Genomic DNA, 20,235 nt, shown 5'->3' with positions numbered 1-20,235 from the left:
GCTCCAAGGGCTGGGGCCGGGCGGCCCTGGCGGGGGAATCGAAACCGTCACTGCCGACGGTAGGCGCATAGTATGACGGTTTGAGTATGCAAAATAAAGTATGTATGCTCGTTCCATACACGCGACCTCAAGGGAACACGCCATGGAAGTCATCGTGGCCGAACGCGGCCAGATCACCCTGCCCAAGGCGGTGCGCGAGGCGCTGGGCCTGAGCAAGGGCAGCGTGCTTAAGGTGGAGCTGGAGAACGGCCGGATCGTGCTGCGCAAGAGCGTCGACGACGCGATTTCGCGTGCGCGCGGCCGTTTCCGGCTGGATCAGGGGTTCGCCAGCACCGACGAGGCCATGGGTGCGCTGCGCGGTCGATCACCCGGTGAATCGCCAGTACCCGACGAAGGCGGGCAGGGCGCGAAGTGATCGCCATCGATGCTCCGGTGTTGGTGGATCTGCTGACCGGCGGGCCGAAAGCCGATGCCGCCGAAGTCTGCCTGCGCCAATGCCTGGTCGCCGGGCCGGTGGTTGTTTGCGACGTCACCCTGGCCGAGGTATGCAGCGCGCTGCGCGACGGCTCCGAAGCCTTGGCCGTGCTCGAGGACATGAGCATTCGCTACGTTCCGCTGGAAGCCAAGTCGGCGGTGCGCGCCGGCGAGATGCAGCGCCGCTACCGGCAAAGGGTGGGCAGCGGGCGCACGGTGCCCGATTTCCTGATCGGTGCGCATGCGCTGCTCCAGTGCGATGGCCTCATTACCCACGACGCGGCCTTCTATCGCGACTATTTCAAGGGGCTGAAACTGATCGTGCCGGCCACGTAGAGCTGGCCATGCCGTGGTTCGTGGTTCGTAAACGCATGTCCGGCGGCGGAGCAGGGCGACCGCATGCGCGTAACCTGCGGTTGATGGTCACAACGCCTGTTCGATTGCGGCCACCAGTTCCCGGCGCCGGAGCAGAAAGTCCCAGAAGCTGCCCCCGAGTTGCCGCCACAACACCGCCGAGCGCAACGCGGCGAGCAACACCGCACGGATCTCGGCGACCACGTCGGCCTGACCGAGGTAATGCGGATTGCCCTGGACCATGACCCGTGGACGCAGATGGCTGACCGTGTCGGCGTACAGGCGACCGAGTTCGGACAGTACCTGTGGATGGGTGGCGCCCTGGTTGCGGGCCTGCGCCGACAGCACCGTGATGCCCTGGTGGACGCGCTCGGTCATGGCCGGGTCGCGCACGAACCGGCGCTCCAGCTGCAGCACCGCCAGCGCGAGCCGCGGCAGCAGGGGATCCTGCGCATCGTTACGGAAGTAGTCGTGCAGAAGCTGCATGCCCGGTCGCAGCGCCGAAGCATCGCCGTAGACCGCCGCCGGTGATTCCGCGTCGATGCGGAACACGCTTTCCAGCGCGGTCGACAGCACGGCGCTTTCGGCCTGGCCGGTATCGGCGATCCGCCGCACCTGCGCCAGCGCCTGGACCAGCCCGGCCAGGGCGAGCGCCCGCTCCTGCATGGCGCTCATGCCGCCTGCCCGCGCAGGCGCGCTTCGAGCGGTGCGTCGGTGGCGGCGATCACCGCGCCCCCGAGACAGACCTCGCCTTCGTAGAACACCACCGACTGTCCCGGAGTCACTGCCCGCTGCGCGCTGGAGAAGCGCACCTGCACGCTGCCGTCGCGCGGATCGACCGCGACTTCGCAGGCCACGTCCTGCTGCCGATAGCGCGTCTGCGCGGTGCAGGCAAACCGGGCCGCAGGGGGCGCGCCCGCGATCCAGTGCGCCGGCTCCGACCACAGGCTGCGCGACTGCAGCAGCGGGCTGTCGGGTCCCTGGTCGACGACCAGCACGTTGTGCTCCACGTCCTTGCCGACGACGTACCACGGGGCCGGATCGCGCCCGCGCACCCCGCCCAGCTGCAGGCCGCCGCGCTGGCCGAGGGTGAAATAGAACACGCCCGGGTGCTCGCCGAGCACGCGGCCCTGGGGATCGCGGATCTCGCCAGGACGGGCTGGGAGATAGCGCCCCAGGAATTCGCGGAAATCGCGCTCGCCGATGAAGCAGATGCCGGTCGAATCCTTCTTGGTCGCCGTCGGCAACCCTGCCTCCTGCGCGAGCCGGCGCACCTCGGGCTTGCGCAAATCACCCAGCGGGAAGCGGGTGACGGCCAGCTGCTCCTGACCGAGCTGATGCAGGAAATAGCTTTGGTCCTTGTCGCGATCGACGGCGCGCAACAGGCGGGTTGCGCCGCCCCCGCGTTCGACCCGTGCGTAATGGCCGGTGGCGATGCGCTCCGCCCCGAGCGCATGCGCCGCGTCGAGGAAATGCCGGAACTTGATTTCGCGGTTGCACAGCACGTCCGGGTTGGGCGTGCGTCCGGCCGCGTATTCGGCGAGGAAGTGCTGGAACACTCCGTCCCAGTATTCACTGGAAAAGTCGCGGAAATGGATCGGGATGCCCAGGCGCCCGCAGACCGCCACCGCATCGCGACGGTCGTCCTCGGCCCGACAGTCGCCGCTGCCGTCGTCGGCCCAGTTGTGCATGAACAATCCTGCGATCCGCTCGCCGGAGCTTTGCAGAAGCAGGGCCGCGACCGACGAATCCACGCCGCCCGACATGCCGACGATGGTGGAAGCCGGGCTCATGCGATGTGCTGGACCAGGTCGAGCGGATGCCGGCGTCCACCCAGGAAATCGGCGACCGCGCGCCAGACCAGCGGACTGCGGTGGCGTGGCTGCGCCGCCTGCAGTTCGTCGGGCGTCATCCACAGCGCCCGGACGATTCCCTCGTCGAGCGGATGCGCCGGATCGTGGCGCGTGGGTTCGGCCGCGAACGCGAAGCGCAGGTAGTGCCGGCCATCGCTTTCGCCCGCACGCGGCGTCGCCTTCCACTGATAGGCGCCGACGAATCCGGTGAGGTTCACGTCCCAGCCGGTTTCTTCCCGCGTTTCGCGCAGTGCGGCATGTTCCAGGCTTTCGTCGGGCTCCAGATGTCCGGCCGGCTGGTTCAGGACCAGGCCGCCGTTGGCATGCTCTTCCACCATCAGCAGCCGGCCATCGCGCACCACGATCGTGGCCACGGTGACGTCGGGCTGCCAGAAACGGCCTTCGCGGTAGCTCACTGCCGATTCCTGGCTGGGATGTGGAGGGTCCTGCGCATGGTCGCATTTTCACCGCTGCCGCCGATGCCGTCCATGCGGTCCGCGTTCGTATAATCGCGCCATGCCCCGCAAGCCCAATGACGAACATGCCCACGAGCGCGACCACGGCCTCGCCGTGGAAACCGCACGACCGGAAGTGGCACGGCCTCCGCTGTACTCGGTCCTGCTGCTGAACGACGATTACACGCCGATGGATTTCGTCGTCGACGTACTGGTGCGATTCTTCGCCCTGGACGTGGAGCGCGCGACCCAGGTCATGCTCCACGTCCACACCCGCGGCCGCGGCGTCTGCGGCGTCTTCACCCGGGAAGTGGCCGAATCCAAGGTGGCGCAGGTGAATGAATATTCAAGGCTCAACCAGCACCCCCTGCTGTGCACCATGGAGAAGGCGTAGCGTGGGATCCGGCGGCCGGTCCGGGCCACTGGAATTCCCGATCGGCAGGCACCATCTGAAGCGTCAGTAGTTTCGCGGAGGCTTACGCCCCATGTTCAGCAAGGATCTCGAGTACACCATCGGCCAGTGCTACAAGCGCGCCCGCGAGGCGCGCCACGAGTACATGACGGTCGAACACCTGCTGCTGTCGCTGCTCGACAACCCTTCGGCCGAGTCGGTGCTCAAGGCCTGCCATGCCGATTTCCCGCGTCTGCGGTCCGACCTGGAGGCGGCGATCGAGGCCTCGGTCGCGCGTCTGGGCGACGACGACCGCGATACCCAGCCGACGCTGGGTTTCCAGCGCGTGCTCCAGCGCGCCGTGTATCACGTGCAGTCATCGGGCAAGAAGGAGGTCACCGGCGCCAACGTGCTGGTGGCGATCTTCGGCGAGAAGGATTCGCACGCGGTGTACATCCTCGGGCAGCAGGACATCCATCGCCTGGACGTGGTCAATTACATCTCGCACGGCATCGCCAAGCACGGCGGCGAGGACGACCCGCAGCCGTTGACCGGCGAGGGCAAGGCCGAAGCCGGCGAGGGCGAGCACAAGGGTGACGCCCTGGCGGAATACGCCAGCGACCTCAACCAGATGGCGCGCGAGGGCAAGATCGATCCCCTGGTGGGCCGCGCCGACGAGGTCGAGCGCACCATCCAGGTGCTGTGCCGCAGGCGCAAGAACAATCCGCTCTACGTGGGCGAGGCGGGCGTGGGCAAGACCGCGCTGGCCGAGGGCCTGGCCAAGCGTATCGTCGACGGCGAGGTGCCCGAGGTGCTGCAGGACGCCACCATCTACGCCCTCGACCTGGGCGCGCTGGTCGCCGGCACCAAGTACCGTGGCGACTTCGAGAAGCGCCTGAAGGCGGTGCTGGCCGCGCTCAAGAAGATCCCGGGCGCCGTGCTGTTCATCGACGAGATCCACACCATCATCGGCGCCGGCTCGGCCAGCGGCGGCACGATGGACGCTTCCAACCTGATCAAGCCTGCGCTGGCATCGGGCGACCTGCGCTGCATCGGATCGACCACCTTCCAGGAATACCGGGGCGTATTCGAGAAGGACCGTGCGCTGGCGCGGCGTTTCCAGAAAATCGACATCGTCGAACCCACGGTCGGCGAGGCGATCGAGATCCTGCAGGGCCTGAAGCCGAAGTACGAGCAGCACCACGGCGTCAGCTATGCGGACGATGCGATCAAGGCGGCCGTGGACCTGTCGGTCAAGCACATCGGCGACCGACTGCTGCCTGACAAGGCGATCGACGTGATCGATGAGGCCGGCGCGCGTCAGCGCCTGCTCGCGCTGGAGGCGCGCAAGGCGGTCATCGACGTGGAGGAGATCGAAACCATCGTTGCCAAGATGGCGCGGATTCCCGCCAAGCAGGTGAGCGCCTCGGACAAGGACGTGCTGCAGCATCTGGAGCGCAACCTGAAGATGGTGATCTTCGGCCAGGATCCGGCCATCGAGACCCTGACGTCGGCCATCAAGCTGGCCCGTTCGGGCCTGGCCAATCCGGACAAGCCGATCGGCAACTTCCTGTTCGCCGGTCCCACCGGCGTGGGCAAGACCGAGGTCACGCGGCAGCTCGCGCTGCAGCTCGGGATCGAGCTGGTGCGCTTCGACATGAGCGAATACATGGAGCCGCATTCGGTCAGCCGTCTGATCGGTGCGCCTCCAGGTTATGTCGGTTTCGACCAGGGCGGCCTGCTCACCGAGAAGATCGTCAAGACTCCGCATTGCGTATTGCTGCTCGACGAGGTCGAGAAGGCGCATCCGGACATCTTCAATATCCTGTTGCAGGTCATGGATCGCGGCGTGCTGACCGATACCAACGGGCGCGAGGCGAACTTCAAGAACGTGATCTTGGTGATGACCACCAACGCCGGCGCGGCGCAGGCGGCGCGGCGTACCATCGGCTTCACCAAGCAGGACCACAGCACCGACGCGATGGAAGTGATCCGCAAGGGCTTCACCCCGGAATTCCGCAACCGGCTGGATGCGATCGTGCAGTTCCAGGCGCTTGGCATGGAGCACATCCTGCGCGTGGTCGACAAATTCCTGATCGAGCTGGAAGCCCAGCTGCACGAGAAGAACGTGACCCTTTCGGCGACGCCGGATGCGCGCGACTGGCTGGCCCAGCACGGCTTCGATCCGCTGATGGGCGCGCGCCCGATGGCCCGGATCATCCAGGAGCGGATCAAGCGCCCGCTGGCCGACGAACTGCTGTTCGGCAAGCTGGTCGGCGGTGGCCGGGTGAATGTCGACGTCAAGGACGGCGATCTGGTGGTCGACGTGCAGGCCGAGCCGGAAAAGCTGCTCCCGGTGACGGTGTAGCTGCCGGCAGGCGACAAAAAAGGGCGGCCGCTGGCCGCCCTTCGCTTGCCCGGATGGATCACTTCATCCGGTAGGTGATCCGTCCCTTGGTCAGGTCGTAAGGCGTCATCTCCACCTTGACCTTGTCGCCGGTGAGGATCCGGATGTAGTTCTTGCGCATGCGTCCGGAGATATGCGCGATGATCTCGTGGCCGTTCTCCAGCTTCACCCGGAACATGGTGTTCGGAAGTGTTTCTGAGATCGTGCCTTCGAATTCGATGACGTCGTCTTTCGCCATGTGGTCCTGGTGGTGAAGCTGGCGCAGGGCGCCGGAAAGTCGCGCATTCTGACACGCGCGGGGGACCAGGGGCAAAACCGCGGTTCAGCCGGCGAGATCCCGGAGCGGCAGCCGGCCGAATGCCTCGGTCCAGGCGTCTGGCGGGATGGGCGCGTTGCATAGAGGCGAGATGGCGCCCATGAAGGCGTCTCGTGGCCAGACGTCGGCGCCAAGAGACCGCAAGTGCGCGCTTTCCACCTGCGCATCGATCAATGGCCATCCCCATTCCCGCAGCCGGTAGGCGAGGGCGGCCAAGGCCGCCTTGGACCCGGCAGATCTGGCGCTGAACATGCTCTCGCCGAAGAACATGCGCCCGACGGCGACCCCATAGATCCCACCGACGAGCGCCCGACCGTCGAACACCTCGACCGAATGCGCATGGCCCAGTTGGTGCAACCTGGCGTAGGCGGCGAGCATGGCGTCGGTGATCCAGGTGCCGTTCTGGCCCCGCCTGGGCGATAGCGCGCAGGCCGCGATGACCGCATCGAACGCGGTATCCGCGCGTGCGACCCAGCCCGATCGGCGCAGTTCGCGCCTTACCCGGGAGGTCAGGTGCACAGCATCGGTCCGGAACAGCATCCGTGGGTCGGGGCTCCACCACAGGATCGGCTGTCCAGCCGAGAACCAGGGAAAGATTCCGTGGCGATAGGCGTTGAGCAGACGCGCTGGCGAAAGATCGCCGCCGATCGCCAGCAATCCGTTGGGTTCGGACAGGGCCATCCCCACCGGTGGGAACGGAGCGTCCGGATCGGGGTCGAGCAGGGTAACCGGAGTGCGCACCGCCACATTGTAGGAGCGGCGTCAGCCGCGAGCTTTTATCTTCCGGAGGCGGGAAGGTCGCGGCCGACGTCGCTCCTACGGTGGTGACCGAAACGGCGAATGCGTTTCCAGCAACGCGGCGTAACCACGCACCGATTCGGCTTCCTCCGTGCACCATCGTCCCAGGGCTTCGGCAAACACCGGGTCGGCGATGAAATGCCGGCTGCGTACGAAGGTCGGCAGAAACCCGCGCGCGATCTTGTGCTGGCCCTGCGCTCCGGGCTCGAACCCCCGCAGGCCTTCCCGCAGGCAGTAATCGATGCCCTGGTAGTAGCAGGCTTCGAAATGCAGACCCGGTAGCTGCGTCGCAGCGCCCCAATAGCGGCCGTACAGCGTTTCCCCGCCGCGCAGACACAGCGCGCCGGCGATGGCCGCGCCATCTTGCTCGGCCAGGAAGACGACCAGCGAACGCGGCATCTCGCGCGCGAGGTGGCGGATGAATTCCAGGGTCAGGGCAGGCGAGTTGCCGTATTCGGCGAAGGTCTGCAAGTAGAACCCGAACATCGTCGCCAGGTCGTCCTCGCTGGCTTCGTCGCCGTGTACGATCCGGAACGTCACGCCGGCCCTGGCGACCTTCGTTCGTTCCTGGCGGATGTTCTTGCGATGCTTGTGGTCCATCGCCCCCAGGAATTCCTCGAACGTGGTCCAGCCGGCGTCATTGCGCCAGTGGTACTGCACGTCGAGACGGCGGAGCCATCCGGCCGGAAACGCAGGTTCCTCGCCTTCGGTGTGGAAGTTGACGTGGGCGGAGGACAGGCCGGCGGTGCGGGTCAGGTCCGACATCGCGTTGAGCAGGGCGCGGCTGTGCTCCATGCGACGTGCCAGTAGCCGGGGCCCGGTCACCGGCGAATACGGCACGGCGCAGAGGAATTTCGGAAAGTAGGCCCGCCCGTAGCGTTCGTACGCACGTGCCCAGGCGTGGTCGAAGACGAATTCGCCATGCGAGTTTGTCTTGACATATCCCGGTGCTGCGGCGACCAGCTCCCCGCCTTCCCAAAGGGTCAGGTGCTGCGGGCTCCAACCCCAGTCGTCGCGCAGGCAACCGTGCTCCTCCAAACCTGAGAGGAAGGCGTGTGTCACGAAGGGGTTGCGGCCGTCGTGCAGGGCGTCCCAGGCTTGAGCCGGGACAGAGCAAAGCGATTCGAACAAGCGTACGGACTGCTGCATGGGGACATTCATGGCCGTGCGTTCGTAGTCGCACGGACTGCCATTCAAGCCAGCCCGGCGGCCCGGTTACTCACTCTTGTCCAGGAACTTCTCCGCATCCAGCGCCGCCATGCAGCCGAACCCAGCCGAAGTGATGGCCTGACGGTAATGCTGGTCGGCCACGTCGCCTGCGGCGAAGACGCCGCGCACCGAAGTCTCCGTTGCGTGCCCGGACAGGCCCGAGCGGATCTCGATGTAGCCGTTGTTCATGGCCAGCTGGCCTTCGAACAGGCTGGTGTTCGGAGTGTGGCCGATGGCCACGAAGAAGCCGTGCACGTCGATCTCGCGAGTGCTGTCGTCCTGCACCGACTTAAGGCGTAGCCCGGTGACGCCGGCATCGTTGCCCAGCACCTCGTCGACCACGTGGTGCCAGACCGGCTCGATCTTCCCGGTCTGGATCTTGGCCTGCAGCTTGTCCTGCATGATCTTCTCCGCACGCAGGGTGTCGCGACGATGTACCAAGTACACCTTGCGCGCGATGTTGGACAGGTACAACGCCTCCTCTACCGCGGTATTGCCGCCACCGACCACTGCCACATCCATGTCCTTGAAGAAGAAGCCGTCGCAGGTGGCGCATGCCGACACGCCACGGCCCTTGAACTTCTCCTCCGACTCCAGTCCCAGGTATTTGGCCGTGGCGCCGGTAGCGATGATGACCGCATCGGCGGTGTATTCGCCGTTGTCGCCCTTGAGCCGGAACGGGCGCTGCGACAGGTCGGCGGTATGGATGTGGTCGAAGATCGTCTCGGTCTCGAAGCGCTCGGCATGCGCCTGCATACGCGTCATCAGGTCCGGGCCCTGCAGCCCGTGCGCGTCGCCCGGCCAGTTGTCCACTTCGGTGGTGGTCATCAGCTGGCCACCCATCTGCAGGCCGGTCACGACCACGGGCTTGAGGTTGGCGCGCGCGGCGTAAACGGCGGCGGTCCAGCCCGCGGGGCCGGAACCGAGGATCAGCAGACGGCAATGCTTGGAAGAGGTCATGTGGGATAATCGTGTAGGGATCGGATGCGCGATCGGGCCGCGCCGTCAGGCGCATAGCTTGGCGGCGCTACCCGGTCAGCACAAGGCGCGCAGGCGCAATTCAACAACCCATAGACCAAACAAGCCGGCGCGCGCGAATCGCGTACGACCGGCCGCAAACGGAGAACCGCCAGATGCGGATCGGTGTGCCGAAGGAAACCAAGACCCTCGAGGGGCGCGTTGCGCTCGTTCCCGAGGCCGCTGGCGATCTGGTCAAACGCGGTCATGAGGTCTGGATCGAGAAGGACGCGGGGATCAAATCCGGGTTCAAGGACGAGCAATACAGCCGCCTTGGCGTCCATATCGCGCCGGACGCGGCGGCCCTGTACGAAAAGGGCGAACTGATCGTCAAGGTGAAGGAGCCAATCGCAGGCGATCTTGCGCTGCTGCGCAAGGACCACCTGTTGTTCTGCTATCTGCATCTGGCGCCGGAGCCTGCGCTGACCAAACGCCTGCTCGATATCGGCCTGACCGGCGTGGCTTTCGAAACCGTCGAACTCGAGAATGGTGAGCTGCCGCTGCTGGCGCCGATGTCGGTGATCGCCGGCAAGATTGCCGTGCAGGTCGGCACCCACTACCTGCACCAGCCCATGGGTGGGAAGGGCAAGCTGCTCGGCGGTCTGCCTTCGACAGAGCGCGGCAAGGTGGTGGTGTTCGGCGCCGGCATGGCTGGCGGCGCCTCCGCCGCGCTGGCCGCCGCCGGCGGTTCCAACGTGGTGGTGTTCGAGAAGCGCCAGGACCGCATGGAAGCGATGATGCGGCTGGGCAACAACGTCACCGCGCTGTATCCGTACGACGACCTGGTGGCGAAAGAAGTCGCAGCGGCCGACCTGGTCATCGGCGCGGTGCTGGTGACCGGCGCGGTCGCCCCGCACGTGATCACCCGGCAGATGATGGAAGACATGGAGGACGGCAGCGTGCTGGTGGACATCTCCATCGACCAGGGCGGCTGCTTTGAGACTTCGCGTCCGACCACCTGGAAGGAACCAACCTACGTGGAAGAGGGGGTTACCCACTTCTGCGTCACCAACATGCCTGGCGCCGTGCCGCAGACCAGTTCCCAGGCGATCTGCGCCGCGATCCTGCCCTGGGTGAACAAGCTGGCCAGCGGCAGCTGGCGCGACAACGCCGCGCTGGTGAAGGGGATCAACGTCGAAGCCGGCAAGCTCGTGCACCCGGCGCTGCAGGACATGAAACTTTGAAGTAAGATCAATGCTCTAGGGGATTTTCTTCAGGTAAACGCACACGGTGGCACGCCCGCTCTCAGAAGCCGCACCCCCGCGCAGGCGCGCCGCCGCGAAAAATGCGGCGTCGCCACCGCGGGCGCCAAATCCGCGCCGGCAACGGCTGTTGCGCGACATCGCGATGATCCTGATCGCACCGCTGCTGCTGTACATGCTCGCCAGTCTGCTCACGTACGCGCCCTCCGATCCGGGCTGGTCGCACTCGGGCAGCATCACCGCGCCCCTGCAGAACTGGGGCGGGCGGGTCGGGGCCTGGCTGGCGGACGTGTTGCTCAGCCTGACCGGCTATGTGGCGTATCTGCTGCCGGTGATGCTGGGCGTCGTGGCCTGGATCGCGCTGTTCGGCATGGACAGCGACGGCGACGGGGATGCCGACCTGGGTCCGGCGCTGCGCCTGGTGGGGATCGTCGGCTTCCTGGTGTCCGCGACCGGCCTGCTTTACCTGCGGATCGGCGCTGCGGAGGACCTGTCCTCAGGCGCGGGCGGAATCCTCGGCAGGCTGGTGGGCAAGTCGCTGTATGCCGCCTTCGGCCCGGTCGGGGGCAATCTGTTCCTGCTGGCGCTGCTGCTGGTGTCGGTGACGCTGGCGACAGGGCTGTCCTGGTTCACGGTCATGGACCGGATCGGGCAATGGGTGTGGAAGCTGCCGGCGCTGTTCCGCCGCGGCACCCAGCAGGCGGTGGAACGGATGGAAGCCCGCGAGATGCGGGTGGAACGCGAGGAGTCGCGCAAGGTCGAAACCGAGCTGCGCGCGCGACGTGCCCCGGTCCGGATCGAACCACCCGCGCCTGCTGCGGTCGAAAAAAGCGACCGCGCCAAGCGCGAGCAACAGATCCCGCTGTTCCACGTCGGCGATGGATCCGGCATTCCGCCATTGGCCCTGCTCGACGATCCCAAGCCACAGACCAAGGGTTACGACGAGGACACCCTGGAAACGCTGTCGCGCCAGATCGAGTTCAAGCTCAAGGACTTCCGCATCGACGCCGAGGTGGTCGGTGCCTATCCCGGCCCGGTGATCACCCGCTTCGAGGTACAGCCCGCGCCTGGCATCAAGGTCAGCCAGATTTCCTCGCTGGACAAGGACATCGCGCGCGGTCTGTCGGTGAAATCGGTGCGCGTGGTCGATGTGATCCCGGGCAAGTCGGTGATCGGTCTGGAAACGCCCAATACGCACCGCGAGATGATCTATCTCAGCGAGCTGCTGCGTTCGAAGGAATACGACAAGTCCGGCAGCCCGCTGACCCTGGCCCTGGGCAAGGACATCGCCGGGCGTCCCACCGTCGCCGACCTGGGACGCATGCCGCACCTGCTGGTCGCAGGTACCACCGGTTCGGGCAAGTCGGTCGCGGTCAACGCGATGGTGCTGAGCCTGCTGTACAAGGCCAGCCCGGCCGACGTGCGCATGCTGATGATCGATCCGAAGATGCTGGAACTTTCGGTCTATCAGGGCATTCCGCACCTGCTCGCGCCGGTCGTCACCGACATGAAGGAGGCCGCCAACGGCCTGCGCTGGTGCGTGGCGGAAATGGAGCGTCGCTACAAGCTGATGAGCGCGGTCGGGGTGCGCAACCTGGCCGGCTTCAACAAGAAGGTCAAGGACGCGCAGGACGCCGGCCAGCCGTTGCTGGATCCGCTGTTCAAGCCCAATCCGGAATTGAACGAGGCGCCGCCGCAGCTGCAGACGCTGCCGTACATCGTGGTGTTCATCGACGAATTCGCCGACATGATGATGATCGTCGGCAAGAAGGTCGAAGAACTCATCGCACGTCTGGCGCAGAAGGCGCGTGCGGCCGGCATCCATCTGATCCTGGCCACGCAGCGTCCGTCGGTGGACGTCATCACCGGCCTGATCAAGGCCAACATCCCCACCCGCATCGCGTTCCAGGTCTCCAGCAAGATCGACTCGCGCACGATCCTCGACCAGTCCGGCGCCGAAACCCTGCTTGGGCATGGCGACATGCTCTACCTGCCGCCAGGCACGGCGATGCCCGAACGCATCCACGGCGCCTTCGTCAGCGACGAAGAGGTGCATCGCGTGGTCGAGCACCTCAGACAGAGCAGCAGCGGTCCGGATTACATCGACGGGGTGCTCGAGGAAGTGCAGTCGATGGGCGAGGGGATCGTGGTCGGTGCGACCGGCCTGCCCGAAAGCAGCTCGAGCGGTGGCGACGAATCCGACCCGCTGTACGACGAGGCGGTGCGGATCGTGACCGAAACCCGGCGCGCCTCGATCTCCGGTGTACAGCGCCGCCTGAAGATCGGCTACAACCGGGCGGCGCGGCTGATCGAAGCCATGGAAGCGGCCGGCGTGGTGTCGCCACCCGAACACAACGGCGACCGCAGCGTCCTGGCGCCACCGCCGCCGGCGCACTGAGTCGGGCGGGTCCGCGTTTCGCGCGGTTCAGGCCTGGGGCGGCGCCGTGCGTACGCATTCAGCTTTGAATGGCCACACTTTCCGCCAGTTCGATCATGTTCCGGAGTTCCGCATGAAAACCGCCATCGCCACCCTTGCTGCCGCACTGCTGCTCGCAGGCCCGGTGCACGCAGGCGCCCGCGACGATCTGGCCGCCTTCACCAAGGGCCTGAAGGGCCTGGACGGGGAGTTCAGCCAGCAGGTTTTCGACCAGAACGGCCGCAGGAAGGAAAACTCGAGTGGGCGCGTCGCCCTGTCCGCGCCGCGCCTGTTCCGCTGGGAATACGTGCAGCCGTATCCGCAGCTGATCGTCGCCGATGGCCGTCACGTCTGGGTCTACGAGCCGGATCTGCAGCAGGCGACCAAGCGTGCCCAGGGTGCGGAGGAGCAGAACAGTCCGCTCACCGCGCTGATCGACCCGGCCAAGCTCGAGCGCGACTTCACCGTCACCGAAGCGGGTACCGCCGACGGCCTGGAATGGCTGCAGCTCGCCCCGCGCCAGGGCGAGGACGGCGGGTTTCGCTCCGCCAGGCTCGGATTCGGCAAGGGCGGGCTGCAGAAGATGACCGTGGTCGATGCGCTCGGCCAGCGTACCGAGATCGTCTTCAAGGGCTGGAAGCGCAATCCCGGCTTCGCCAAGGGGACCTTCACCTACGTTCCGGCCAAGGGCGTGGATGTGGTCGGCGAAGGCTGATCGCGTTCCGGGAGGCTGTGTACGCCGTCCTGGATCCTGAATCTCGCGGCGTGGGCTCACGCCTCGTGCACCCGGCAGCCCCAAGGATTGCGCGATGACCGATCGCGCATCCTGCTGCAAGTCCTTCGTTGCCCTCATAGCTGCGCTGCTGCTGGCAACCCATTCGGCGTTCGCCGCTCCTCCAACCCGTGCCATCGAAGGCAGAGCGCTGGATGCAGCGCCCGAATCGCGCGTCGAGGCGGCGCAGACGATCGATGCCGCGGTGGCTGCCGCGTTGATCGGGGCGATTTCGACCCAGTTCGGCGAACGCAAGGTCGAAGTCAAGCTCGACCGGATGCAGGTCGATCCCGCCAACCTGATCGACTCGATCCTGTCGGGCGAAGGGCGGCTGCGCATCGGCGATGACGACGACTGGCTGCCCATGCGTTTCAAGGCGCTGTACGACAGCAGGACCGCGAGCGTCCCCCAACAGGAGCTCGTTCTCGGCGACGACGGAGCGGGCGAGGAGATTCAGGTGGGTTCGGCGCTGGGGCGTGCGCTCCAGGATCAGGCCACACGACGGGTGCAGGCTGAATTCGTCCAGCAACCCGTGCGGCTGCGCCTGGACCGGGTGACGCGGACCCGGGTGGGCAAGCGGTACACGCGGGTGGAAGGCGTCGGCGCAGTCAATTTCGAGGAAGGCAGCGCCCCGTTCAGCGTCGATGCGCTGTACGACGGAAAGTCGGATGCCTGGCTGCGGATGGCCTACGAGCTGTCCACCGGTGCCGAACGCGCAGCGGACGCCGCGACACCCGCTCCCTGAATGGAGGCGTGCAGGTTGCGCGGCCGGAAGCCCACAGGCTCCGCGTTCTGGATGTACAGATGGATTGAAGCAGAGCGCTGATGCACCGTTGCCGATACTCCCGAGTTCACTTGCGGTTGGCTTGCGCCATGCTGCTGTTGCTTCCGTGCGTGGCGATGCCGGCCTTCGCTAACCGGAACGCAGGCGCATCGGGGCAAATGGCCGGTCTGCCGTCGCCCGAGGTCCATCCCACCCCGTCGCCGCCCGGGGTAGCGGCGCAGGGAAGCCTCGAAGATGCGGTGGCTTCGGTCGTGGTTGTCGCGTTGACCGATCAGTTCGACGGCAAGCCGATCTCGGTGAACATCGACAGCTACGACGTGCAGGTGTCGGGTGCGCGCGAACGCATGGTGAGTGGTCAGGGCACGGTCGGCGTGGAGGGCTCGGGGGCCTCGATCACCTTCAACTATCGCACTGTCTACGACGTGCTTTCGTCGAATGCGGGCTATCCGGCCATCACCATCAGCAGGTTCGGTGCCCGCGAACACAGCGTGCCCAACGACGCGACGCTGATCGGCGAGCTCGACGAGCGCATCGCCTCGACCCTGAGCAAGGAACTGGGCGGCAAGCGCGTGTGGCTGCAGTTCGACTCGATCCAGAGCTTCGAGAGCGATGCACGCTACGTCCGTATCCGGGCCAGCGGTCTCGCCGACTTCGGGCCGGACGGCAGCACGCCGACCCGGGTCGAGGCGCTGTACGACCGCGGCCAGGACACCTGGTTGCAGGTGAATTACGAACTGGGCGTCGCCCCGGCTAGCACCAGCCTGGCATCCGCGGGAGGCTAATGGCAGGGCTGCTGCGCGCCGGAACGGCGCGGTGGCTTGCTATCGTGCGGCCTGGAACCCAGATCTCCGGCCGTGCCAAAACCTCGTTCCCAGCCTGCTCCGGACCTGCTTAGCGTGCGCGACGACTCCCTGCGCCCGCTGGCCGAACGCATCCGCCCGCGTACGCTCGACGAAATGGTGGGGCAGCGCCGTCTGCTGGCGCCCGGGTCCGCGCTGCGACGTTCGATCGAAGCCGGCCATGTGCATTCGATGGTGCTATGGGGGCCGCCAGGCTGCGGCAAGACCACGCTCGCGCTGCTGCTGGCGAAGTATGCGGATGCCGAATTCCATGCGATCTCGGCCGTGCTTTCGGGATTGCCTGAGGTGCGCCAGGTCCTGGCCGAGGCCGGGCACCGGTTTGCCGGCGGCCGGCGCACGGTGCTCTTCGTCGACGAGGTGCATCGCTTCAACAAGGCGCAGCAGGATGCGTTCCTGCCGCATATCGAGCGCGGCACGATCATTTTCGTTGGCGCCACCACCGAAAATCCCTCGTTCGAACTGAATTCGGCCCTGCTGTCGCGGTGCCGCGTGCACGTCATGGAAGGCGTCTCGGTCGATGACATCGTCGTGGCGCTGGAACACGCGCTGCAGGACCGGGAACGCGGGCTGGGCGAACGTGGCCTGCGGATCGATCCGGCCTTGCTGGGCCAGATCGCGCAGGCCGCCGATGGCGACGTGCGCCGCGCGCTGACCCTGCTCGAGATCGCCGCGGAACTTGCCGAAGGAAATGCCACCGATGCCGGCGGCGAGATCACCGAGCAGACCCTGCTGCAGGTGCTGGCCGATCGCACCCGCCGTTTCGACAAGGGCGGTGAACAGTTCTACGACCAGATCTCCGCCCTGCACAAATGCATCCGCAGTTCCAACCCGGATGCCGCCCTGTACTGGTTCGCGCGCATGCTGGACGGTGGCTGCGATCCGGTCTACCTGGCGCGCCGGCTTACGCGCATGGCCGTGGAGGATATCGGCCTGGCCGATCCACGTGCGCTGCAGATGGCCATCGAAGCCTGGGACGCCTACGACCGCCTCGGCTCGCCGGAAGGCGACCTGGCGCTGGCCCAGGTCGTCATTTACCTGGCCAGCACCGCCAAATCCAATGCAGCCTATGCCGCCTATGGCGCAGCCTGGCGCGATGTCGCCGAGTTCGGCACCCAGCCGGTGCCGATGCATATCCGCAATGCGCCGACCGGGCTCATGAAGCGCCTCGGCTACGGGCAGGGCTACCAGTACGACCACGACGTGGCAGGCGGCGTTGCCCTCGACCAGACCGGCTTTCCCGAAGCCATGGGCGAACGCATCTATTACGAGCCGGTCGACGCCGGCCTCGAGCAGAGGCTGAAGGAAAAGCTCGATCGCCTGCGCGACGCCAGGAGCCGGGCCATCGCCGGCAAGCGCGGCGTGCGGAGCCGCCCACCTTCCGGAGCGTAGCCGGCGGGCTATTCGCGGTTCCCTGGCCGGTGCGACCTGCACGCCGCGTTCAAATGGGCTGACAACGCCGTGCCATCTGCGGCGCCGACGGCGATCGAACGAACAATCAGGGGGTTGACGTGCCAGTGGGAACCACCGCCGCAGGGGTAGGGGCGTGAAACGTTCACGCTCGAGCCGCAAGGCCCTGGCCATCCGCGCGCTTTGGCTGATCGAGCTGGTGCTCGTCATCCTGTCCGTGGTGGCCGCCGCATGGCTGCGCTTCCACGGCGATGAGCACGATCGCCTGATCTACCTGGAGCAGGCACCGCCGCGCGCGGTGCTGATCGCCCTGTGCCTGACTGGCGCGATGACCGCCTTCGGCCTGTACCAGGTCCATGTGCGCCATCGGCGCATGGATTTCGTGCTGCGCCTGCTGCTGTCCTTCGTCACCGGCGGCGTGATGCTGGTGGTCATCTATTACCTGGTGCCGCAGGCCTACATCGGTCGCGGCGTGCTGGCGATTTCGCTCGGCATCTCGTTGCTGGCGATCGTGCTGCTGCGGATGCTGGCCTTGCACGTGCTGCACATCGACGTGCTCAAGAAGCGGATCCTGGTCTACGGCGCGGGCAAGAACGCGAACCTGATCAATACCCAGCTGCGGCGGGCGTCGGACCGCCGGTCGTTCGTCCTGGTCGGTTTCGTGCCGGCTCCGGGTCAGGCGGTGGCCGTCGACAGCGCATGCCTGATCGTGCCGCCCGAAGAAGGGCTGTTCGCTCTGGCCGACCGGCTCGGCATCGACGAGGTGCTGATGGCGCCCGATGAGCGACGCGGCGGCATGCCGATGGAAGACATGCTGCAGTGCGTGCAGCGGGGCATGGCGGTCACCGACCTGTCCACGTTCTTCGAACGCGAGGCCGGCATGGTGCAGATGAGCATCGTGGACCCGTCATGGCTGGTGTTGTCCGGCGGGTTCGATTACTCGCTGCCGCGCCGTCTGAGCAAGCGCGCATTCGACCTGGTGGCGGCATCGACGATCCTCATCCTGACTTCGCCGCTGATGCTGCTGACCGCGCTGGCGGTCTGGCTCGAGTCGGGCGGCCCGATACTGTACCGGCAGATCCGGGTCGGCGAGCGCGGGCGCCATTTCGAAATCGTCAAGTTCCGCAGCATGCGCGTGGACGCCGAGGTCGACGGGGTCGCACGCTGGGCCAGCCGCGACGACAACCGCAGCACGCGCGTGGGTCGCCTGATCCGCAAGACCCGCCTGGACGAACTGCCGCAGCTGTTCTCGGTGCTGCGCGGCGACATGAGCTTCGTCGGCCCGCGCCCGGAACGCCCGCATTTTGTCGACATGCTCAGCGGGGAGATCCGCTACTACGGCGTAAGGCATTCGGTGAAGCCCGGACTCACCGGCTGGGCGCAGCTGCGCTATCCCTACGGCGCGTCCGTCCGCGATGCGGACGAGAAGCTCAAGTTCGACCTGTTCTACGTCAAGAACCACGGGTTGGTATTCGACCTGATGATCCTGCTGCAGACGGTCGAAGTCGTACTCTTCGGTCGCGGTGCGCGCTGAGGCGCGGCGCCGCTCAGCGGCCCATGGCCGTGGCGGCGGCGCGACGCGCCGCGAATGCGGCCAGCCCCAGCAGCTCGCGCCGAGCTCCCGCGTCCGGCGCCACCGTCCAGGCGCGCCGGGCCAGGCGCCACGCGTCGGCCCAGCGCCTGCCGATGAGCATGCCGCGCGCGTTGCGGGCGTAGGTCGCGGCCAGCGCCCGGTTGCGGACCGCATCGTCGACCACGCCTGCGCAATCGGCTACCGCGCGTTCGACCACGCGCACGTAGTCGTCGTACGTGCCCGGCTCCGCCGACAACCCATCGTGCCCGCGCATCGCCTCGACCAGGGTGGTTTCGACCACGCCGATCTGCCATTGCCGGGCGACGCGCAGATGGAAATCGATATCCTCGGCCGTGCGCAGGGTAGTGTCGAAGCCACCGGTTTGCGCGTAGACCTCGCGCCGGAACATGGCGGAGGCGGGCGCCAGCGCAGGGTTCATCAGCACATCGGCGAGCACCCAGCCGTCGCGCGGAATCGCGTCGCGCCGGCGGAAGACATCGATCGGCGCGCCGTCGGCGTCCACCCGCGCCACGTCGCACAACACCATGCCGATGTGCGGGTGCGCGTCCAGGAAGGCGGCCTGCACCCGGGTCTTGTCGGGCAGCCAGATGTCGTCGCTGTCGAGCAGGGCGAAATAGTCGCCGCGCGCCAACGCCATGCCGCGGTTTCGCGCGGCGGATACGCCTGTATTCGCCTGCCAGTGGTACTGGATCGCGTCGCCGTAACGGCTGCGCAGCACGTCTCCGGTTCCGTCGGTGGAGCCATCATCGACCACGACGATCTCGTCGACCGGACGGGTCTGCGCCAGCGCCGAATCGATCGCGCGCTGGACCAGATCGACGCGGTTGTACGTTGGTATGATCGTTGAAACCAGGAATGTCCGCGCCATGCTGAAGGATCTCACCCGTCGGTTTCTGTACGCGAGTGGAGCACTCCCGCTGTACCACCGTATACGCAATACGGACACTCTAACGGTCGTGATGTTCCACCGCACGCTGAGCGCGGACGATCCGCGCTGGGCCACCTGCGATCCCGACTACACCCTGCCGCGCGAGGTGTTCGCGCAGGTGATCGGCTTCGTGCACCGGCATTACAACGTGGTCAGCGTCGAGCAGGTCCTCGACGCCCGCGCCGGCCACTCCCGGCTGCCGCCGCGCGCCCTGCTGCTGACCTTCGACGATGGCTGGGCCGACAACGTGGACCACGCATTGCCGGAACTGCAGCGGGCAGGCCTGCCGGGGCTGATGTTCGTGGTGGCCGATGCCGTCGGCCGCCGTCAGCCGTTCTGGCAGGAGCAGCTGATCGCGGCGTGGCGTCGCGGGGCGCTGCGGGTGGCGGAGCTTGCATCGGCGCTGGAGTCCATCGATGGCGCTGGTGGCTCCGTGCGGACGCCCGCAGGCAACGAGGACTTGGCAAGTCTGCGCAAGCTGATCGCCCTGATCGAAGACCTGCCCCGGGATGACCGCAGCCGTCTGCTCGCACCCTTCGCAGCTGCGATGGACGACGGATTGCGGCACATGGTCGATGCGCATGAACTCGAGCGCCTGCGCGCGGGCGGCGTGGCGCTGGGACTGCACGGCAAGACCCATGTGCCGATGACCCAGGCCGAAGACCTGGACGTAGAACTGGACGGCGCCCGTGCCTCGCTCGCTGCTTCGCTGCAGGCGGGAACCCCCGGCGACAGCGAAAAGCCCGCGCGCACCATGTCGTTCCCGCATGGCGCCTTCGACATGGACATCGCTGCGCGCGCGCGCCAGGCCGGTTACGAACTGCTCTTCACCAGCGTGCCTGTGCTCAACCCGACCCGGCAGGGGCCGGGCTGGTTGCTGGGGCGTACCGGATTCGAAACCGACACGGTGGTCGACCGGCATCGCCGTTTCCGTCGCGACTGGCTCGCTTGGTATCTGTTCCGCCGCCCGACCCGCAGCCTGGCCTGAGCCAGGTCGG

The 20,235-nt window shown here is 66.7% G+C and carries 20 protein-coding genes; 12 read left to right on the top strand and 8 right to left on the bottom strand.

The features are described from left to right. The first annotated feature begins 142 nt into the window (after nucleotides 1–142). On the top strand, nucleotides 143–415 hold the full coding sequence (locus MC380_RS04775) for an AbrB/MazE/SpoVT family DNA-binding domain-containing protein (protein WP_242103789.1): 273 nt from the start codon (nucleotides 143–145) through the stop codon (nucleotides 413–415). Continuing rightward, nucleotides 412–810 carry a type II toxin-antitoxin system VapC family toxin gene (locus MC380_RS04770; protein ID WP_242163328.1) on the top strand — a complete coding sequence of 133 codons (399 nt, stop codon included), beginning with the start codon at nucleotides 412–414 and terminating at the stop codon, nucleotides 808–810. The genes MC380_RS04775 and MC380_RS04770 overlap by 4 nt, the downstream gene beginning before the upstream one ends. 87 nt (nucleotides 811–897) lie before the next feature. Here the strand turns inward: MC380_RS04770 and hflD are convergent, their stop codons facing one another. From hflD to MC380_RS04755, 3 genes are read right to left on the bottom strand one after another with little or no spacing between them, the layout of a single operon-like run. Further along, on the bottom strand, nucleotides 898–1,503 hold the full coding sequence (hflD, locus tag MC380_RS04765; RefSeq protein ID WP_242163327.1) for a high frequency lysogenization protein HflD: 606 nt from the start codon (nucleotides 1,501–1,503) through the stop codon (nucleotides 898–900). After that, nucleotides 1,500–2,621, bottom strand: coding sequence for a tRNA 2-thiouridine(34) synthase MnmA (mnmA, locus tag MC380_RS04760; protein ID WP_242163324.1), 1,122 nt, complete (start codon nucleotides 2,619–2,621; stop codon nucleotides 1,500–1,502). The genes hflD and mnmA overlap by 4 nt, the downstream gene beginning before the upstream one ends. Next, nucleotides 2,618–3,097: an NUDIX hydrolase gene (locus MC380_RS04755; protein ID WP_242103793.1), complete on the bottom strand. Its 480-nt coding sequence runs from the start codon at nucleotides 3,095–3,097 to the stop codon at nucleotides 2,618–2,620. Before MC380_RS04755 ends, mnmA begins: the two co-directional genes overlap by 4 nt. 100 nt (nucleotides 3,098–3,197) lie before the next feature. Here MC380_RS04755 and clpS point away from each other — a divergent pair, with 100 nt between their 5' ends. Continuing rightward, nucleotides 3,198–3,530, top strand: coding sequence for an ATP-dependent Clp protease adapter ClpS (gene clpS / locus MC380_RS04750; RefSeq protein ID WP_242163322.1), 333 nt, complete (start codon nucleotides 3,198–3,200; stop codon nucleotides 3,528–3,530). Between the two features lie 91 nt (nucleotides 3,531–3,621). After that, a complete protein-coding gene (clpA, locus tag MC380_RS04745; RefSeq protein ID WP_242103795.1) occupies nucleotides 3,622–5,895 on the top strand; it encodes an ATP-dependent Clp protease ATP-binding subunit ClpA in 2,274 nt (757 codons plus the stop codon). A 58-nt stretch (nucleotides 5,896–5,953) separates the two neighbouring features. On the opposite strand, the gene infA is transcribed toward clpA, so the two are convergent. The 4 genes from infA to trxB all read right to left on the bottom strand — a co-directional run bounded on the left by infA (nucleotide 5,954) and on the right by trxB (nucleotide 9,217). Further along, the gene (gene infA / locus MC380_RS04740; RefSeq protein WP_112926214.1) at nucleotides 5,954–6,172 is read right to left on the bottom strand and encodes a translation initiation factor IF-1; all 219 of its coding nucleotides are present in this window, start codon (nucleotides 6,170–6,172) and stop codon (nucleotides 5,954–5,956) included. Between the two features lie 84 nt (nucleotides 6,173–6,256). Beyond that, entirely contained in the window at nucleotides 6,257–6,931 is a 675-nt protein-coding gene (aat, locus tag MC380_RS04735; RefSeq protein WP_242103844.1) for a leucyl/phenylalanyl-tRNA--protein transferase, read from the bottom strand. Between the two features lie 135 nt (nucleotides 6,932–7,066). Next, nucleotides 7,067–8,197, bottom strand: a complete 1,131-nt coding sequence (locus MC380_RS04730) for a GNAT family N-acetyltransferase (protein WP_242163321.1) — start codon at nucleotides 8,195–8,197, stop codon at nucleotides 7,067–7,069. Between the two features lie 66 nt (nucleotides 8,198–8,263). Next, nucleotides 8,264–9,217 carry a thioredoxin-disulfide reductase gene (gene trxB / locus MC380_RS04725; RefSeq protein ID WP_242163319.1) on the bottom strand — a complete coding sequence of 318 codons (954 nt, stop codon included), beginning with the start codon at nucleotides 9,215–9,217 and terminating at the stop codon, nucleotides 8,264–8,266. A gap of 173 nt (nucleotides 9,218–9,390) precedes the next feature. Between trxB and MC380_RS04720 the strand changes: the two genes are divergently transcribed. From MC380_RS04720 to MC380_RS04690, 7 genes are all read left to right on the top strand, one after another. After that, entirely contained in the window at nucleotides 9,391–10,458 is a 1,068-nt protein-coding gene (locus MC380_RS04720) for an alanine dehydrogenase (protein ID WP_242163317.1), read from the top strand. A 46-nt stretch (nucleotides 10,459–10,504) separates the two neighbouring features. After that, on the top strand, nucleotides 10,505–12,874 hold the full coding sequence (locus MC380_RS04715) for a DNA translocase FtsK (RefSeq protein ID WP_242163315.1): 2,370 nt from the start codon (nucleotides 10,505–10,507) through the stop codon (nucleotides 12,872–12,874). Between the two features lie 112 nt (nucleotides 12,875–12,986). Beyond that, nucleotides 12,987–13,607, top strand: a complete 621-nt coding sequence (gene lolA / locus MC380_RS04710) for an outer membrane lipoprotein chaperone LolA (protein ID WP_242163313.1) — start codon at nucleotides 12,987–12,989, stop codon at nucleotides 13,605–13,607. A 94-nt stretch (nucleotides 13,608–13,701) separates the two neighbouring features. Continuing rightward, the gene (locus tag MC380_RS04705) at nucleotides 13,702–14,409 is read left to right on the top strand and encodes a hypothetical protein (protein ID WP_242163311.1); all 708 of its coding nucleotides are present in this window, start codon (nucleotides 13,702–13,704) and stop codon (nucleotides 14,407–14,409) included. A gap of 197 nt (nucleotides 14,410–14,606) precedes the next feature. Then, a complete protein-coding gene (locus MC380_RS04700; RefSeq protein ID WP_242163309.1) occupies nucleotides 14,607–15,230 on the top strand; it encodes a hypothetical protein in 624 nt (207 codons plus the stop codon). A 72-nt stretch (nucleotides 15,231–15,302) separates the two neighbouring features. Next, nucleotides 15,303–16,697 carry a replication-associated recombination protein A gene (locus MC380_RS04695; RefSeq protein ID WP_343223533.1) on the top strand — a complete coding sequence of 465 codons (1,395 nt, stop codon included), beginning with the start codon at nucleotides 15,303–15,305 and terminating at the stop codon, nucleotides 16,695–16,697. A gap of 154 nt (nucleotides 16,698–16,851) precedes the next feature. Then, entirely contained in the window at nucleotides 16,852–18,249 is a 1,398-nt protein-coding gene (locus tag MC380_RS04690; protein WP_242163307.1) for a TIGR03013 family XrtA/PEP-CTERM system glycosyltransferase, read from the top strand. A 13-nt stretch (nucleotides 18,250–18,262) separates the two neighbouring features. Here MC380_RS04690 and MC380_RS04685 read toward each other — a convergent pair whose 3' ends face one another. Next, on the bottom strand, nucleotides 18,263–19,177 hold the full coding sequence (locus tag MC380_RS04685) for a glycosyltransferase (RefSeq protein ID WP_242163305.1): 915 nt from the start codon (nucleotides 19,175–19,177) through the stop codon (nucleotides 18,263–18,265). Here MC380_RS04685 and MC380_RS04680 point away from each other — a divergent pair. Continuing rightward, a complete protein-coding gene (locus MC380_RS04680; protein ID WP_242103805.1) occupies nucleotides 19,176–20,225 on the top strand; it encodes a polysaccharide deacetylase family protein in 1,050 nt (349 codons plus the stop codon). The genes MC380_RS04685 and MC380_RS04680 overlap by 2 nt on opposite strands. Nucleotides 20,226–20,235 lie beyond the last annotated feature (10 nt).

The sequence above is a fragment of the Lysobacter sp. M15 genome, from assembly GCF_022662515.1.
GTDB lineage: Bacteria > Pseudomonadota > Gammaproteobacteria > Xanthomonadales > Xanthomonadaceae > JAKPBU01.
This window is presented reverse-complemented; position numbering and strand designations above follow the sequence as displayed.